Annotated in this window: 21 protein-coding genes; 9 read left to right on the top strand and 12 right to left on the bottom strand. The window is 68.0% G+C overall.

The genetic code is table 11. From position 1 onward, the window contains the following. Window positions 1-10: 10 nt before the first annotated feature. The 8 genes from ACWGKJ_RS08250 to ACWGKJ_RS08285 all read right to left on the bottom strand — a co-directional run bounded on the left by ACWGKJ_RS08250 (window position 11) and on the right by ACWGKJ_RS08285 (window position 3,382). Window positions 11-148, bottom strand: coding sequence for a hypothetical protein (locus ACWGKJ_RS08250; protein ID WP_385019317.1), 138 nt, complete (start codon window positions 146-148; stop codon window positions 11-13). 106 nt (window positions 149-254) lie between these two features. Then, window positions 255-1,088, bottom strand: a complete 834-nt coding sequence (locus ACWGKJ_RS08255; RefSeq protein ID WP_385019315.1) for a helix-turn-helix domain-containing protein — start codon at window positions 1,086-1,088, stop codon at window positions 255-257. Continuing rightward, window positions 1,085-1,597, bottom strand: coding sequence for a DUF6879 family protein (locus ACWGKJ_RS08260; RefSeq protein WP_385019312.1), 513 nt, complete (start codon window positions 1,595-1,597; stop codon window positions 1,085-1,087). Before ACWGKJ_RS08260 ends, ACWGKJ_RS08255 begins: the two co-directional genes overlap by 4 nt. Then, the gene (locus ACWGKJ_RS08265; protein ID WP_385019310.1) at window positions 1,581-1,802 is read right to left on the bottom strand and encodes a hypothetical protein; all 222 of its coding nucleotides are present in this window, start codon (window positions 1,800-1,802) and stop codon (window positions 1,581-1,583) included. The genes ACWGKJ_RS08260 and ACWGKJ_RS08265 overlap by 17 nt, the downstream gene beginning before the upstream one ends. A 257-nt stretch (window positions 1,803-2,059) precedes the next feature. Next, complete coding sequence (locus ACWGKJ_RS08270; RefSeq protein WP_385019308.1) at window positions 2,060-2,584, bottom strand: GNAT family N-acetyltransferase; 525 nt, start codon at window positions 2,582-2,584, stop codon at window positions 2,060-2,062. Further along, a complete protein-coding gene (locus tag ACWGKJ_RS08275; protein WP_385019306.1) occupies window positions 2,581-2,988 on the bottom strand; it encodes a hypothetical protein in 408 nt (135 codons plus the stop codon). The genes ACWGKJ_RS08270 and ACWGKJ_RS08275 overlap by 4 nt, the downstream gene beginning before the upstream one ends. Further along, complete coding sequence (locus ACWGKJ_RS08280; protein ID WP_385019304.1) at window positions 2,985-3,188, bottom strand: hypothetical protein; 204 nt, start codon at window positions 3,186-3,188, stop codon at window positions 2,985-2,987. The genes ACWGKJ_RS08275 and ACWGKJ_RS08280 overlap by 4 nt, the downstream gene beginning before the upstream one ends. Then, window positions 3,182-3,382 (bottom strand): hypothetical protein, encoded by a 201-nt coding sequence (locus tag ACWGKJ_RS08285; protein WP_385019453.1) that lies wholly within the window; start codon window positions 3,380-3,382, stop codon window positions 3,182-3,184. Before ACWGKJ_RS08285 ends, ACWGKJ_RS08280 begins: the two co-directional genes overlap by 7 nt. Before the next feature lie 168 nt (window positions 3,383-3,550). Between ACWGKJ_RS08285 and ACWGKJ_RS08290 the strand changes: the two genes are divergently transcribed. The 6 genes from ACWGKJ_RS08290 to ACWGKJ_RS08315 all read left to right on the top strand — a co-directional run bounded on the left by ACWGKJ_RS08290 (window position 3,551) and on the right by ACWGKJ_RS08315 (window position 6,784). After that, window positions 3,551-4,390 (top strand): helix-turn-helix domain-containing protein, encoded by an 840-nt coding sequence (locus ACWGKJ_RS08290; RefSeq protein WP_385019302.1) that lies wholly within the window; start codon window positions 3,551-3,553, stop codon window positions 4,388-4,390. Further along, window positions 4,387-4,596, top strand: a complete 210-nt coding sequence (locus ACWGKJ_RS08295) for a DUF397 domain-containing protein (RefSeq protein WP_385019300.1) — start codon at window positions 4,387-4,389, stop codon at window positions 4,594-4,596. The genes ACWGKJ_RS08290 and ACWGKJ_RS08295 overlap by 4 nt, the downstream gene beginning before the upstream one ends. 116 nt (window positions 4,597-4,712) lie before the next feature. Continuing rightward, entirely contained in the window at window positions 4,713-4,919 is a 207-nt protein-coding gene (locus ACWGKJ_RS08300; protein ID WP_385019298.1) for a DUF397 domain-containing protein, read from the top strand. Window positions 4,920-5,032: 113 nt separating this feature from the next. After that, a complete protein-coding gene (locus tag ACWGKJ_RS08305; RefSeq protein ID WP_385019296.1) occupies window positions 5,033-5,242 on the top strand; it encodes a DUF397 domain-containing protein in 210 nt (69 codons plus the stop codon). A 175-nt stretch (window positions 5,243-5,417) separates the two neighbouring features. Next, window positions 5,418-6,116: a class I SAM-dependent methyltransferase gene (locus tag ACWGKJ_RS08310; protein WP_385019294.1), complete on the top strand. Its 699-nt coding sequence runs from the start codon at window positions 5,418-5,420 to the stop codon at window positions 6,114-6,116. 161 nt (window positions 6,117-6,277) lie between these two features. Further along, window positions 6,278-6,784 (top strand): hypothetical protein, encoded by a 507-nt coding sequence (locus ACWGKJ_RS08315; RefSeq protein WP_453315692.1) that lies wholly within the window; start codon window positions 6,278-6,280, stop codon window positions 6,782-6,784. A gap of 214 nt (window positions 6,785-6,998) precedes the next feature. Here the strand turns inward: ACWGKJ_RS08315 and ACWGKJ_RS08320 are convergent, their stop codons facing one another. Beyond that, complete coding sequence (locus ACWGKJ_RS08320; RefSeq protein ID WP_385019290.1) at window positions 6,999-7,421, bottom strand: winged helix-turn-helix transcriptional regulator; 423 nt, start codon at window positions 7,419-7,421, stop codon at window positions 6,999-7,001. 222 nt (window positions 7,422-7,643) lie between these two features. Between ACWGKJ_RS08320 and ACWGKJ_RS08325 the strand changes: the two genes are divergently transcribed. Continuing rightward, entirely contained in the window at window positions 7,644-8,279 is a 636-nt protein-coding gene (locus ACWGKJ_RS08325; protein WP_385019288.1) for an FMN-dependent NADH-azoreductase, read from the top strand. A gap of 78 nt (window positions 8,280-8,357) precedes the next feature. Here the strand turns inward: ACWGKJ_RS08325 and ACWGKJ_RS08330 are convergent, their stop codons facing one another. Then, window positions 8,358-8,933, bottom strand: coding sequence for a TetR/AcrR family transcriptional regulator (locus ACWGKJ_RS08330; RefSeq protein WP_385019286.1), 576 nt, complete (start codon window positions 8,931-8,933; stop codon window positions 8,358-8,360). A gap of 94 nt (window positions 8,934-9,027) precedes the next feature. Here ACWGKJ_RS08330 and ACWGKJ_RS08335 point away from each other — a divergent pair, with 94 nt between their 5' ends. Continuing rightward, window positions 9,028-9,945 carry an NmrA family NAD(P)-binding protein gene (locus ACWGKJ_RS08335; protein ID WP_385019284.1) on the top strand — a complete coding sequence of 306 codons (918 nt, stop codon included), beginning with the start codon at window positions 9,028-9,030 and terminating at the stop codon, window positions 9,943-9,945. 84 nt (window positions 9,946-10,029) lie between these two features. On the opposite strand, the gene ACWGKJ_RS08340 is transcribed toward ACWGKJ_RS08335, so the two are convergent. Both ACWGKJ_RS08340 and ACWGKJ_RS08345 read right to left on the bottom strand, forming a co-directional pair. Then, the gene (locus tag ACWGKJ_RS08340) at window positions 10,030-10,593 is read right to left on the bottom strand and encodes a GNAT family N-acetyltransferase (protein WP_385019282.1); all 564 of its coding nucleotides are present in this window, start codon (window positions 10,591-10,593) and stop codon (window positions 10,030-10,032) included. 185 nt (window positions 10,594-10,778) lie between these two features. Then, window positions 10,779-12,959, bottom strand: coding sequence for a hypothetical protein (locus tag ACWGKJ_RS08345; protein ID WP_385019280.1), 2,181 nt, complete (start codon window positions 12,957-12,959; stop codon window positions 10,779-10,781). A gap of 54 nt (window positions 12,960-13,013) precedes the next feature. Here ACWGKJ_RS08345 and ACWGKJ_RS08350 point away from each other — a divergent pair, with 54 nt between their 5' ends. Then, on the top strand, window positions 13,014-13,964 hold the full coding sequence (locus ACWGKJ_RS08350) for an aldo/keto reductase (protein WP_385019278.1): 951 nt from the start codon (window positions 13,014-13,016) through the stop codon (window positions 13,962-13,964). Window positions 13,965-14,072: the final 108 nt, after the last annotated feature.

Genomic DNA, 14,072 nt, shown 5'->3' on the forward strand with positions numbered 1-14,072 from the left:
GGCGCGCCCATCAGTCGTTGCCGTCGGAACGGCCGCTGGAGTTGTCCGACTCCTGCTCGGCGCGCGTGCGCGCGGCTGCGATTCTCCGCTTCGCGATGATCAGGCCACCCCCTTCGGGGGCCGCCGCCGTGGTCTCGTGCTCCATCATCAGACCTACCTCTCTTCCGGGAACTCCAGTCCGGGATCGAACGGGAAGGTAATCATTGACCCGGAAGAGGGTGCCTGTGTGATTCTTTCCTGTTATGGACTAAAGATCATGAGCGGCAGATGTCGGACCACTTCGCCAATAATTCCCGCGCCTTGTCATCGAACAGTGCATACCCTTCCAGAGTGGAGAACAAGTCCAAGTGCATCGCGATATCCCGCGGATCTCTCAGAACCACGACACCGGTCGTGTTCTCCACGGTGGCCAGAGTATGGTCATAGACGGTGAAGGTGTCCATCGGTGCCATGGGTTTGTGCCCCGAGATCGGGATAACTCCCAGCTTCACATGTGGGAGCCGGCTGAGGGAGGCCAGCCAGTCGATCTGCATGGCCATGGCGGTCGGGGGTAACAGAGGCCATCTCACTGCCTGTTCAGTGAGAATGAAGGTGAACTGCTTCGTCGTGTCATGCAGAATCTCTTGCCGTTCCAGCTTCCGGGTGACTGTCCTGGAGGTATCGGCGGGTGAATGGGCGAGGCTGGCGCGGATGTACTCCGGAGTCGACAGCAGTCCTGTGATCATCGAAAGAAGGAAGTACCTGAACTCGGTTGACGTTGATTCGAGGGCGGCAAGTTCGGTCTGTTTCCTCTCCAGCCCTCTGCGTCGAAGCGAACGCAGGTCTTGCCACTCTGTGTTCGCCAGCCTTGCGAGGGAGAAAACCTCATCGGCCAACTCGGGAGAGGCCGCCACGGCCCGGAGAATCCACTCCAGGTCAAGGAGGGTCGGTTGAGCTTTCCCGTTTTCTATTCGACTGATCTTCGATTGGGACATGTTGCAACGCCGAGCGAGCCGGTCCCCAGTGAGACCGGCTCGCTTGCGCAGTTCTTTCAGCAGGGCCGCCAGTTCGTGCTTCGGCTGCCCCAGCTGCTCGGGGGCGAACGTCACCCGCTCACATACTCCAGGAATGGTACGGACTCGGCAACAGCGATTCTTTTCCACTGCCGATACGGTTCCGGATCACCCTCGTTCAGTTCACGGCTCATCTGGGTTCCGTCCGGCAGGTAGTTCATAAGAACCACCTTGGACTGATCGAACATCCAGAAATCCTGATCCGGCAGCCCTGGGTTATCCCGGCCGGTGAGGTCGAGAATTCGGATTTCCTCGCCCGCCTTCACGTGATGTCGGTAGTAGTACTCGAACTCGAACCGAAGGTAGTCCGAGAGCGGGCGAGTGACGACGTGCACCCTGCCCACGCTCTTGCCTTCCGAAGTCCACTGTCGGACTTCGTCCATCCAGTCGGACGTGTAATCGTCCGGAGACTTCTCGCCGGCAAGGAAACGCTTCAGTTTCTCCGCTTCCTGGGGCATGGTGTAGGCGGAAAGCGTCTCCAGCCGCCATGCTTCATGCTCCATGGAATCGAAGCAGTCGTTCCACGCGTCACCATCCAAGTACACGGATTGCCTCCCTGAGAACCGCCTCCGGGATTTCCACGAGCCCCTCCCCGGTGGGCGGGGCGAAGGCGTCGGACACGTCACCCTGGACGACGAACGATCCCGTCGCCGTGCGGTACACGTTCGGACAGTCCTTCTCTCCGCATTCGCCCTTGCCATTGCCGTTGCCATTACCCGTGAGCCGTGTGAGTGCCGAACGTTCGGACATGCCAAACCCCCTCGCCCCGGACCCGTTCAGGTCATCTGCCGAACGACAGTAGAGGGGGGCGGCCCCGCGCGTCCATGTGTGAGTGCGACTATGCGCGTCCTTGCATAAACAGGTCCTCGGCCACCTCGGCCGGGCCCCCGGTACGCAATGATGTAGACGCTTGAGCCGGTGGACTGCCGCGTGGCGGCGGCGTCTGACCAGCCCAACTGGACAACCAGTAAATCCAGTTGGCAATGGGAAAGGAGCTCGGCCCGTCCTCAGCAGGAGGCATCTTCCGGGGCCGGTCGTGACGGCCCGTTCTGTGCGGACCTGCACTCCATCAGCAGCTGGCTGCCCCGTGGGCCGACCGGGCGGAAGCCTGCCTTGCTCCATGCCCTGATAGCCCGGTGGTTGGAGGCTTCGGGATCGACGGTTACCCGGTCCCATCCCACGACGGTATGGAGGTACCGGACGAGGGCGCGGGCGGCGTCGGGGCCGTAACCCTGGCCCTGTGCGTGCGGCACGAGCACCATGTCGATGCCGCCTTCGTGAGGGCCGGCGGGGACGTACTGGGCGTACCCCACGGCGTCGACGCCCCTGAGGACCAGCAACGAGACCACTGCGGGATGCCGCCTCCCGGTGTACTTGGCGGCCACTTCCTCGCGGGCGAGAGGCCGCCCGCCCCAGTCGCGGACGAACTCGGGGTCGGCGAACCACTGGGCGAGCAGCGACAGATGCTCATCCGTGGCGGGAACGAGCAAGGTCGCCTCGCCCGCGATGCCGCCCTCTGGCGTGTCCTTCATGGAATGCCGGCCCCTTCGTGCGCGTGTTCAGCCCATCGTTCCAGCCTGGGGGAGGAGGGGGCTGACGGCGCTGGTGAACCACCCGAAGCGCTGGTGAAGCATCCGAACGTCCCCTTGCCCGCCGTTGTCGGGGAGACCGGGATACGGAGCTGATCGAGCGCGGTCCGGAGCGCTTCCAGCTCAGCGATGCGTTCCGCGTTCCGCTCGGCGAGTGCTGCGTTCAGCCCTGCGAAGAACCGTGCGCGGTACGCGAGGTCCGTCTCAATGCGCTGAAGTTCCGCGAACAGGGCGGGCCGCTCGGGGCGTTGACGGGTGAGTACGAGCAGGATGCGGGGGAGGCGCCGTCGCAGGAGGACCTGGAGCGCCCCCGCGACGAGAGCCAGCCGGACCAGTGAGTACGTCACGACTGCCGCCCGCCGTACTCCTGCGCCTCGTACTGCGGTCCTCCGTGCTCCTGCCCTCCGTGGTCGGCCTGCTGGTGGCGCCTGCGCAGGACCCGGCAGTCGGTCTCCCTGCTCGGGTCGTGCTCGGCCCTGGCGACCGCTTCGGCGAGGTCGAACTCCTCGCACGTGCGGCACGGTTCTTCCTCTGCCGGGGTCACCATGCGAGCCCCCTGCGGCGGCTGCGGGCGTTGATCCGGGCGTTCTCGGCGGTCAGCAGCTCCGCCCTGGTCGGCGGCCGTACGTCCTCGGGGGCCGCCTCCCACTCCGGCCCACCGCTGACAGGCCGCAGCGACCAGTACGGACCGGCAAGCCCCCGGAACTCCCCGGTCCGATTTCCGTGCCCCGTGTCCACCATGAGCGTGCCGAGATCCGGTACGTACGAAGGTTCCTGCTCATTCGGGGTGTTATGTGCGGACACCACCGCTCCTCTCTGTAGTCATTCCACTACCAGGGCGGCTCAGCGTGGCCTAGAGTCGGGATCCCTTCAAGTAATCAGTAACGAAGGATGAGTTGGGGTGACCGGATGGTCAATCGCAAGGAGTTGAACCCCGAGAGCAGCCCTGCTGCGGCCTACGGTGCCCGTATGCGCAGGTTGCGGGAGGAGCGTGGCTGGAGCCAGGAAGACCTGGCCAGAAGCCTGGGGTGTTCGAGCCAGCATGTTTCGGCTGTGGAAACTTGTCGTAAGCCGCCGACCCTTCCTTTCTCGCGCAAGGTCGACCTTGCGCTCGGTCTCACCGGATCGGCCGACTCGTTCGAGCGCGAGTGGCACGAAATGCGACGGGGCTCCCTGCTGGAGGGGTTCCGGGAGTACGTGGGGCATGAGGGCCGGGCGACCGAGATCCGGCTATACGAAATCGGCATCATTCCCGGTCTGCTGCAAACGCCGGAATACGCACAGGTGTTGGCTGACAGCGCGGTGCGGCGGGGGGCGATCACGGCCAAGCAGGCAGCCGAGCGGGTGTCGTTCCTGGCGGAGCGGCAGGCGGCACTCGTACGGAACCGCCCGCCCATGGTGTTCGTGACCATGGATGAAAGCTGCATCCGCCGGCCAGTTGGCGGGGCGTCCGTCATGAATGCTCAGTTGGCGCGGCTCGTCGAATACGCCGAGCTACCCAACACAGTGCTTCAGTTGGCGCCGTTCGAGATAGGCGAACGTCGTACCTTCGACCTGCCCGTGAATCTTCTGACCCTGCCTGATCGGTCCGTGCTCTGCTACGCCGAGTCTCAAGCGCAGGGGCACGTGGACCGCGAGGCCACCTCCGTGATGCCCATGCTGACGGCCTACCATCAATTGCAGGCCGAAGCGCTGTCGCAGGCGGCGACCGTCGCCATGATCAGCCAGCTACGAAAGGGCACTCCGTGACGACCCCATCCCCTCGCTGGTTCAAGTCCTCGTACAGCAACAACGGCGGCAACTGCGTCGAGGTCGCCGCCAACCTCGCCGCCTCGCACGGCGTCGTCCCCGTCCGCGACTCCAAGAACCCGGGCGGCCCGGTCCTGGATATTCCCGCCAGCGCGTTCGCCTCGTTCGTGGCGGGCGTCAGGGGTGGAGAGTTCGGCGGCGTCTGACAGGTCCGGCTCCGGGGCGTACGGGTTCAGGGTTGGCCCCGGTTGCCGATGTAGGCCGAAGCTGCCTCCCAAGCGGCATCCGTGGACATGATCGACCAGTTACGAAAGGGCACTCCGTGACGACCTCATCCCCTCGCTGGTTCAAGTCCTCGTACAGCAACAACGGCGGCGCCTGCGTCGAGGTCGCCGCCAACCTCATCGCCTCGCACGGCGTCGTCCCCGTCCGCGACTCCAAGAACCCGGGCGGCCCGGTCCTGTCCGTCCCGGCCCGTGCGTTCGCCTCCTTCGTGGCAGGTGTCAAGGGTGGAGAGTTCGGCGTCTGACCCTTCTGGTCCGGGGCGTACCAGTTCAGCGCTGATCCCGGTGCCGATACAGGCCGAAGCTGCCTCCCAAGCGGCATCCGTGGCCATGATCGACCAGTTACGAAAGGGCGCCCATGACGACTGAAACCCCCCGCTGGTTCAAGTCCTCGTACAGTGAGAACGGCGGTCAGTGCATCGAGGTGGCCGCCAACCTCATCGCCCCACACGGCATCGTCCCCGTCCGCGACTCCAAGAACCCGGGCGGCCTGGTCCTGTCCATTCCCGCCAGCGCGTTCGCCTCCTTCGTGGCAGGCGTCAGGGATGGAGAGTTCGGCGACGCCTGACCACTCTGGGCTGAGACATACGGGTGCAGGGCCGCCCGTCCTCGGTGTGCCGCAGCAACTCACACTGCACCGCCCCCACGTCTCCTCGGCGCTCCTGGCCCCAGGCCCGGAGCGCCGAGCCCTGTAGGGGTGAGGTTCTGCCGAACCGCCCCGCCCCAGGCGTGCACCGGCCAGGATGAGGCGGGTGACGACGACCGCCGCTGACCTCTGGCACCACTACGGCCGCAACCGTGCCGCCACCGATCGTTCCGTCCCCGATACCTTCTCCTGGGCCTGGAGCCAGGACGGCGGGCCCGGCGCGGAGGTCCTCGGTGACCTGACCGGCCTGCGCGTCGGTGACCTCGGCGCCGGATCCGCCCGACAAGCCTCGTACCTGGTGGCACGTCACCAGCCCGTACGGGTTATCGCGGTCGACGCCTCCGCCGCCCAGCACGCCATGGCCACCAGCCTCTACTCGGGCCTCGCCCCGCGTCTGCACCTGGTGCACGCCGAGGCGGTGGAGCACCTGCGCACCATGCACGGTTCCTACGACGTGCTGTACAGCGTCTTCGGGGCCGTCGACTTCACCGACCCGCGCGATCTGTTGCCGGCGGCGTGCGCCGCGCTGCGGCCGGGCGGGCGGCTGGTCTTCTCGACTCTTGCCCACTACACGAACGGCGAACCCGCTGAGACAGCTGTCGTGCACGCCGACATTCCGGCGAGGACACCGGACGGAACCCCGACCACGATGCGTCGCTGGGTACTCCGGGAACACCTGTGGACGACGCTGCTCGTCGCGGCCGGGCTGACCGATGTCACCGTCGACATGCTGCCCGCACCCGGCACTGAGCAGCGCACCGCCGAGACACTGCTCGTGACGGCATCCCGCAAGTGAGTCGCTGCGCGATTATTGATCTAGGAGGGACAGACATGGACCCTTCCCGCCGGACTGTCCTCAATGCTGCTCTCTTTTCGCTCGCCCTTGCCGTGCCGGACTGGCCCGACGTGGTGGGGCGCATGGGAAGCGCTCAGCGGGGAGCCAGGACTCGTATAGGGATGTCCGATGTGGCCACGGTCGCCGCGATGACGGAACAAGCCCATGCTGCCGCACAGATCGGGGAGCACCGCTCAGCACGTCAGTGCCTGGCCGAGGCCGAACTGGCCATGGACCGCGCGGAGTCGCGCGGTAAGCCGCTCGGCTCGTACGATCCCGCTTCGTTCCATTATCACACGAGCCAAGTCCGTTACGAGATGGGGGATTTGACTGGAGCGGTAGCCGCCATGCAGGAATCGGACAAGCTGCGGTACGGCGTCTATCGCCGGACCCGTGTCAAGGAGCGTGCGATTCTCGCGGAACGGCAGCTGGCCATCGGCCACCTTGAGGCGGCGTGCAGTTCGTGGCAGCTTGCGCTGGACGATTATCCGCAGGTGAACTCCGGTCGCATCGACAAGCGCATGGCCGACATGTTCAACCTCATCGCCCCGCACCTCAGGAACCGCGACGCGCAGGCGCTGAACGAGCGTGCGCGGACCATCGTTCGCACCGAACTGATCCCGGCCTGAGGTGCCGGACAGGCGATGCTGACGTACTTCAACGTGCCTTTTGTAAGGTCTCTCTTACTCACCCATGATGGTGTTACGCACTCATGGTGAGGTGAGCAGAATGGTTGAGCAGCCAACCCGGCCCGGGGGATCGCAGATCGTCATACGGTCGTTCGAGTGGGACCCGGGTGCGCCGCCCACGAGCCGGAGGAGAACGTGAAGCCCCGCCGAGGGCTCAGCCCGCCGATCCGCTGACCGCTGTCCTGCCTCGGCCGACTCCGGTCAGTTCGCTGGCGGCCCGGTTGCCGGCGATCTCGTTGTGGTGGGCGGCCGCCCAGCCGGCCAGCGCCGTCACCGCTTCCAGCAGGGACCACCCCAGATCCGTCAGCTCGTACTCCACTCGCGGCGGGACCTCGGCGTACGCGGTCCGCGTGATCAGTCCGTCCCGCTCAAGGTGCTTGAGGGTCTGGGTCAGCATCCGCTGGGAGATACCCGGGACGCTCGCCTGCAAGTCGGAGTAGCGCAGCGGGCCGGCGCTCAGGGTACTGACGACCAGCACGGTCCACTTGTCGCCGATGCGATCGAGCACCTCACGGATGAACGCGCTGTTCTCCGGCCATGTCTGGCACGGGCCACTGACCTGTCGCGCTGACGCCATCCCACTCGCCTCTCATCTGGTGTGCAACCGCACGACCAGTATGTAACACCCGGTCGGCGACCCCGTACCACTTCACGGCGTACCACTTCACGGTGACGACTCGCTCCGGTCGGTCACTGGAGCGCGCTCTCGCGCCGCTACTGAGCACGCCACTTCTGAGCACTCCGCCACTACTGAACGCGCCACTACTGAACACGGCGCTACCGAAAGGGAACCCCCTCCATGTCGTACCTGCTTCACATTGACTCCTCGGCACTCGGCGAGGGCTCGGTCTCGCGTCAGGTCGCCCGGTCCTTCCTCGAAGGCTGGGGCGGCAACGTTGTCCACCGCGACCTCGCCGCGGCCCCCGTGCCCCATCTCAGTGCCGCCGGCATCACCGCCCGCGTCACCGATCCCGCCCATCACACCGACGAGGAGGCTGCCGCGGCCGCACTGCAGGACGAGCTCATCGAGGAGTTCCTCGGCGCCAGCGCCTACCTGTTCACGGTGCCGATGTACAACCTTTCGATGCCGTCGGTGTTCAAGGCCTGGCTCGACCACATCATGGTCTACGGCCGCACCTTCAGGCCGTCCCCGGCTGCCGGCCGTCCCGCGGTGCTGATCTCCGCCCGAGGTGGCAGCTACGGTCCTGGCGCGCCCAATCACGGCCTGGACTACGTCGTGCCCACCACTGAGGCGGTGCTCGGACACGAGGGGCAACTGGGGCTCGATGTCACCACTGTGGCGCCCGAGATGACCATGGCCCCCCACGCACCGTCCCTGGCACAGTTCCTCCCGATGTACGAGGCTTCCATGGCCGACGCACACGACCGTGTCCGTGAGATCGCCGCGGCGGTCGCCACCGCGAACGCCGCCTGACATTCCCCACGGTCACGGACCACTGCCCGCGACGCCGCCGGGCAGCCCTCCCGTCGTGACAAGAGCCGGCTTCCGCCTTCAGGACGTGGGGGTCCTCCGCGCAGGGCTGACGCCTTCGACGGCGAGGCGGAAGAGACGGTCCGCCTGTGCCGCGGGTCTGCTGTGGTGTTCGGTGGCCAGGGCGATGCCGACGCTCAGGGTGAGCAGGTCGTGGAAGGTGACGCCGGGCTCGACCGCTCCGTCGCGGATGGCGTGCTGGAGCAGAGGCGTGCCGGCTTCTTCGAGTGCGTTGCCGCAGGAGTGCGTGGCGGGTTCGTCCGTAGGGGGCTCGTAGGTGAGGGTGTCGGCGAGTCCGCGGGCGGAGACGGCGTACGCGACGAGGCCCTGCAGCCAGTCCAGGAGGGCGGCGCGGCTGTCGTCGGATCCGATCAACTGGCGGGCGTGCGCGCAGAGTTTCTCGATGCGCTCCTGGAAGACGGCGTCGAGGAGGGCCCGGCGGGTGGGGAAGTGGCGGCGCACGGTGGCTGATCCGACGCCGGCGGTGCGGGCGATCTGTTCGAGCGAGGCGTCGGCGCCGTGCGCGGCGACCTCGGCCTCGGCGACGGCGAGGATGCGCTGGTAGTTACGGCGGGCGTCCGCTCGCTGGCCGGTCATGGTCTCCTCATTTGCTAAACGGTGGGGCCCGCCATATCTTAGGCGAGTCTAAACGGCGGGCCCCGCCGTTTCTTCTTCCGTGGGGAGAGAAACCATGACCACCGACGCCGCACTCGCATCCGCACCCGTCCTCGTCACCGGAGCCACCGGTCGTCAGGGCGGGGCCACCGCCCGCGCTCTCCTGGCCGCCGGAACGCCGGTACGTGCGCTCGTACGCAACCCGCGTACGGAGCCCGCCCTGGCCATCGAGGCGCTGGGCGCCGAACTGGTGCAGGCGGATCTCTCCGACCGGGCCTCCCTGGGCCCCGCGCTCGAAGGGACCCGCGCGGTGTTCTCGGTGCAGATGCCGCCCATGACCGAGACGAGTGTCGACTTCGCGGGAGAGCTGGCGCAGGCTACGAACCTGATCCACGCGGCGAAAGCGGCGGGGGTACGGCAGTTCGTGCAGTCCTCGACCAGCGGGGTCGGTGAGCACACCCGGGCACCCGGCTGGGCCGAAGGCCGCTGGGCGGCGGTCGAGGAGTACTTCGACACCAAGCAGGCGATCCTGGAGGCGGTGCGCGGCGCGGGCTTCGAGCGCTGGACCGTGATCAAGCCCGCGTTCTTCATGGACAACTTCCCCGCGCTCGTGCCCCACGGGCCCAGCGGGGGCCTTGCCACGGTGCTGAAGCCGGACACGGAAGTGGCGGTGGTGTCGAATGAGGACATCGGCGCGGCAGCCGCTCGCGCACTGGGCGACCCCGACCGTTTTCACCAGGTGGAGCTGGAGCTGGCCGGTGACCGGCTCACGATGAGGCAGATCGCGGAGACCCTGTCCGCGGTGTGGGGCGTGCCCGTCGTCGCGCCGTCGATGAGCCTGGAGGAAGCACTCGCGGCGGGCATGCCCAGCTGGGGCGCCGGACATGAGTGGACCAACGCCTTCGGCCATCCGGCGCGACCCGAATTCGCCCGGCGGCTGGGGATCCCCCTGACCACGTTCGCCACTTGGGCGCGCGAGCATCTGACGGCCTGACGGGACCGCCCGGTTCCCGACAGCGGGGCGTGGCACACGGTTCGCGCCGGTACGGAGCAGGGGGCGCGTCGGCGTGCGGTGCGGCTACTGCCGCTGCCACTGCTCCCTGGTGATCTCGTACCGCACGCCCCCGTGCTCGGCGCCCTCGACCATCGCCATGTCGGGGGGAGTGGGGGTGGTCTCGACGAGCGTCATGGCGAGCTTCTCCATGATGTTGCGTGAGCCCTGGTTCACGGTCATCGTCTCGGCCCACACCATGCGTACGCCGAGTCCCGTGAAGGCCTTCTCCAGCAGACCTCGTGATACTTCGGTCGCATACCCCTTGCCCCAGGCCGCCTGCCGCAGCCGGTAGCCGAGTTCGGCCTCGTCCAGCGGGCCCTGCGGTTCGGGGCGCAGGCAGAACCAGCCGATGAACGCGCCGCCGTCCTTCTCGTGCGCGGCGAACAGTCCGAGATCGCCGTGCCATTTCTCGTATCCGGCGATAACGCTTGGCAGTTGGCGCTCGCGGACGGTCTCCGGGGCGGTCGGCTCGCCCCCGCTCAGGTAGCGCATCACCGCCGGGTCGCTGTCCAGCTCGATCAGCAGGTCCGCGTCGTCGGCTGTGAAGCGGCGCAGGGCCAGGCGGTCGGTCTCCAGATAGGTGTCCACGGAGCGGATCCTGCCCGGGCGGGCCGGGCGGTTCAACGGATTTATTCGGGCGGTGCCGACAGGAATCCCTTGATACTGCTGCGACTTGAGGGGGAGGCAGTAGCAGGTCGCCGCTTCCGTACGGTACGGAACGGCCCGCCGGGCGGCCTGATTCGCACGGCGGGTCGGGAGCGGCGACCGTCTCGTCACGTCCGCACGCGCAACGGGGCCAGATGCGGGCCGAGTTCGTCCCGGAAGCGCAGACGTGACGGAACGGACCGCGCATCGGTGAACGGGAGCGGCGGTTCGAAGGTGTGCGGGTGGGTATCCCAGCCCTGGGTGAAGCGGATCACGGCGGTCAGCTGGGCTCCGTCGGCCTCCGGCGCGAGAGGCGGGAGGTCCGGCAGCCGGGGAAACCTGCGGGCGCCGGGCCCGCGTGGCGGGAAGCGCCCGGCCCCGCGCCGGAACTCGGCTGCGGCACCGGCCGCGAACCGCCGGTACTGCTCGCCACCACCGGTCACGAGGAGCACCACGTGCGGCGGGTTCCGTAGGCGTACGGCTTCGCAGAACCGCCATATGTTCTCTGCGTCCGGCACAGCCACCGCGACCACCAGCCAGGCGTGCACCAGGGCGGCGGACAGGACGGGGCGGACGTCGTCCGCGGGCAGGTCCAGGCGCGCCCACCCGCTGCCTGGCGGGGGGTCGTCCGCCGGGCCCACGGCGACGAATTCCCCGCACCGCGGGAACCACTGCTCGACAGCCCGCCACGCCCGCTCGTCCCAGCCGGGGAGGCCGGTCTCCGGATGGAGCAGCAGCACGCTCTCCTCGGCGTGGATGTCCTCGGGGGTACGCAGGCGGCGCCGGTAGGCGGTGGCGCGGCGCCGGGCCACGCGGAACCCGTACACACTCACGCCCACGAGCACGGGGCAGCCCCACAGCCACACGTCGCTGCCGTACCGTGCCGCGCCCAGGGGGATGAGGGCCGCCAGACCCGTCGTTCCGTAGAACCAGGTGGTCCACTGCCGCTGCACGAAGGACCGTGTCGGCTCGATCCGTGGCACGGTCCGCCCGCCCCGCGTCTCCGGGGGCGCGGCTGTGGCGACCTCCGGGGGCAGGATCCGCACCCCCCGGTCGAGTTCCTGTGCACCGGTTTCGATACGTGTTCTGAAGTATCCGTAGACGAACAGCAGAGGCAGGACGATGAAGACGGCCTTGACACCGGGGCCCTCGCGATGGCTCTTGCCCACGAAGTTCGCGTAGGGGAGCCAGAGCGGGAGGGCCAGGAGCATCCAGCGCAGCTCCCGGGGGACGCCCCAGGGCACGACCGCCCGCCCCGGGAGCCGCAGTTCGAGCCGGGCCACGAAGTCGCGGACCACTCTTCGCACGGCCAGTTGCCGGGAGAGCCGGGCCACCGGCCGCGCGGCCCCGGTCAGCGGGACGAACTCGGGCTCGCGGCCGGAACCGAACACGATCGCCCCGAGGAGCGGAGAACGCGAACGCCGGGAGCGCCGGGCGACCCGGACCATCCCGCCGTGGTCGGGAAGCGTCGGCAGTGGAACCAGGGCCCGCCCCGACTGGGCTCCTGGCGGGCCGGGTTCGCGGGACCGCCGGTCCGCGTACGCTGCCGTGAGTCCCCGGAAGCGGTCATAGCCGTCGGGGTCGTCGAGGACGATGAGCACGATCTGTTCGGCCGGCAGCAGACGTGCCGCCTCCGTGTACTCCCAGAGGGTGCCATCGGCCGACTCGTCCGGGCTGACCGACGCCACCATGACGACGAGCCGGGACCGGCGGATCGCTTCGGAGACAGCGGCCCGCCAGTTGTCCTGCGGGAGATAGAAGCGGGCAGCGCCGAGCGGAGGCAGGGCCTCGCCGGGCTCGCCGACGCTGATCACGCGGCCCAGGCGCAGGAAGGGCAGGACGATGCGCTCCTCCCACGTACGCCGGGAGTCCACCGACGACAGGCCGGTCAGCGCCAGCGCCCAGGCCCACATGCCACGCACCGGCTGGGTGGTGGCCAGTTCCCGGTCGCGGCCGAAGGCCCGCAGATACAGCACGTAGGTGTGGTCCTCAAGGTGCTCGTGCAGCGCCGCGCCCTTCAGGGGGCGTGAGGCCAGGACGCGCCTGTTGTGCTGGAGCGCCCGCCGGGAGACTGTCTCCGCTCTGACCGCTATGAAGAACACGAACGGAACCAGGGCGAGCTGCCACCAGACGACCGAATCCCCGGTCACGGCCTCCGTGGTCGCCGCCAGACTGAGAGCAAGCGCCATCGCCGCCGTACAAGCGCCCAGGGTGCCGACCGTCGACGACAGCCGCGCCCCGTCGTTCTCCTTCTCCCTGTCCTCTTTTTTTCCTTTCCCCTCGTTCTCCCGCGCACTGTTCTCCGTCACGTATCCCCCCACTGCCGCCGTCTGCCGTTGTCGCGCCAGGTGTCTAATGAGGTCATGTTTGATCACAAGAACCTCGGCCGGTCCGGTATTTCCGTCGCCCCGTTGTGCTTGGGCGGCAACGTGTTCGGCTGGACGGCCGACCAGGAGCAATCATTTGCCGTGCTCGATGCCTACGCCGCCGCAGGCGGGAATTTCATCGATACCGCGGACTCGTACATCTACCAGTTCCCCGGTAACCAGCCCGGGCAGTCGGAGACCATCATCGCCAACTGGCTCTCCGCGCGCGGCAACCGGGACGACATCGTCATCGCCTCGAAGGTCGGTGACCACCCGGAGCGCAAGGGGCTCGCGCCCGCCAATGTCGAGTCGGCCGTGGACGATTCGCTCCGGCGTCTGGGAACCGACCGCATCGACCTGTACTACGCCCACTTCGACGACGAGTCCGTGTCGGTCGAGGACGTCGTCACGACGTTCGACGGCCTGGTGCGCGCCGGTAAGGTGCGGGCCCTCGGGGCGTCCAACATCGGCCCGGAACGCCTGGACGCCATGCTGCGGTTCGCCCGCCAGGAGGGCCTGACGGGCTTTCAGGTGCTCCAGCCCCAGTACAACCTCGTCTCCCGTGACACCTACGAGGGCGAACGCCGGGACATCGTCCAGCGGGAGGGACTGGCCTGCGTCCCCTACTTCGCCCTCGCCTCCGGGTTCCTGACCGGCAAGTACCGGCCGGGCCGCCCGCTGGACAACGTGCGCGACATGCCCGGCCTGGCCGGTGGTTACGCGGACAGTGAGCGCGGCACCAGGGTTCTCGCCGCCATGGAGGAGATCGCGTCGGCACACGGCGTACAGCTGGCCACCGTCGCCATCGCCTGGGTGGCCCAGCAGCCGACCGTGGTCGCACCGATCGCCTCCGCCCGGGTGGTGGACCAGGTGCCGGCCCTCGTCGCCCTGGCGGACCTGCACCTCTCCGAGGACGAACTGCGGTCGCTGGACGCCGCGTCCGCCTGACGGCAACCGTGCTCGGCCCAGGTTGCCACCATCATGGGGGCGGCCTCGGGCCCGGCACGGGCACCGGAGCTACGATTCGGCCACAGCGCAGATCCGTGGGCGCGGGAG

Source organism: Streptomyces sp. NPDC054757 (assembly GCF_053612185.1).

Excerpts from the sequence above, each read along its gene's own strand:
- ACWGKJ_RS08250 (WP_385019317.1), bottom strand. The coding sequence starts at position 148 with ATGATGGAGCACGAGACCACGGCGGCGGCCCCCGAAGGGGGTGGCCTG.
- ACWGKJ_RS08265 (WP_385019310.1), bottom strand. The coding sequence starts at position 1,802 with ATGTCCGAACGTTCGGCACTCACACGGCTCACGGGTAATGGCAACGGC.
- ACWGKJ_RS08270 (WP_385019308.1), bottom strand. The coding sequence starts at position 2,584 with ATGAAGGACACGCCAGAGGGCGGCATCGCGGGCGAGGCGACCTTGCTC.
- ACWGKJ_RS08280 (WP_385019304.1), bottom strand. The coding sequence starts at position 3,188 with ATGGTGACCCCGGCAGAGGAAGAACCGTGCCGCACGTGCGAGGAGTTC.
- ACWGKJ_RS08285 (WP_385019453.1), bottom strand. The coding sequence starts at position 3,382 with ATGGTGGACACGGGGCACGGAAATCGGACCGGGGAGTTCCGGGGGCTT.
- ACWGKJ_RS08290 (WP_385019302.1), top strand. The coding sequence starts at position 3,551 with ATGGTCAATCGCAAGGAGTTGAACCCCGAGAGCAGCCCTGCTGCGGCC.
- ACWGKJ_RS08305 (WP_385019296.1), top strand. The coding sequence starts at position 5,033 with ATGACGACTGAAACCCCCCGCTGGTTCAAGTCCTCGTACAGTGAGAAC.
- ACWGKJ_RS08310 (WP_385019294.1), top strand. The coding sequence starts at position 5,418 with ATGAGGCGGGTGACGACGACCGCCGCTGACCTCTGGCACCACTACGGC.
- ACWGKJ_RS08315 (WP_453315692.1), top strand. The coding sequence starts at position 6,278 with ATGTCCGATGTGGCCACGGTCGCCGCGATGACGGAACAAGCCCATGCT.
- ACWGKJ_RS08320 (WP_385019290.1), bottom strand. The coding sequence starts at position 7,421 with ATGGCGTCAGCGCGACAGGTCAGTGGCCCGTGCCAGACATGGCCGGAG.
- ACWGKJ_RS08325 (WP_385019288.1), top strand. The coding sequence starts at position 7,644 with ATGTCGTACCTGCTTCACATTGACTCCTCGGCACTCGGCGAGGGCTCG.
- ACWGKJ_RS08330 (WP_385019286.1), bottom strand. The coding sequence starts at position 8,933 with ATGACCGGCCAGCGAGCGGACGCCCGCCGTAACTACCAGCGCATCCTC.
- ACWGKJ_RS08335 (WP_385019284.1), top strand. The coding sequence starts at position 9,028 with ATGACCACCGACGCCGCACTCGCATCCGCACCCGTCCTCGTCACCGGA.
- ACWGKJ_RS08350 (WP_385019278.1), top strand. The coding sequence starts at position 13,014 with ATGTTTGATCACAAGAACCTCGGCCGGTCCGGTATTTCCGTCGCCCCG.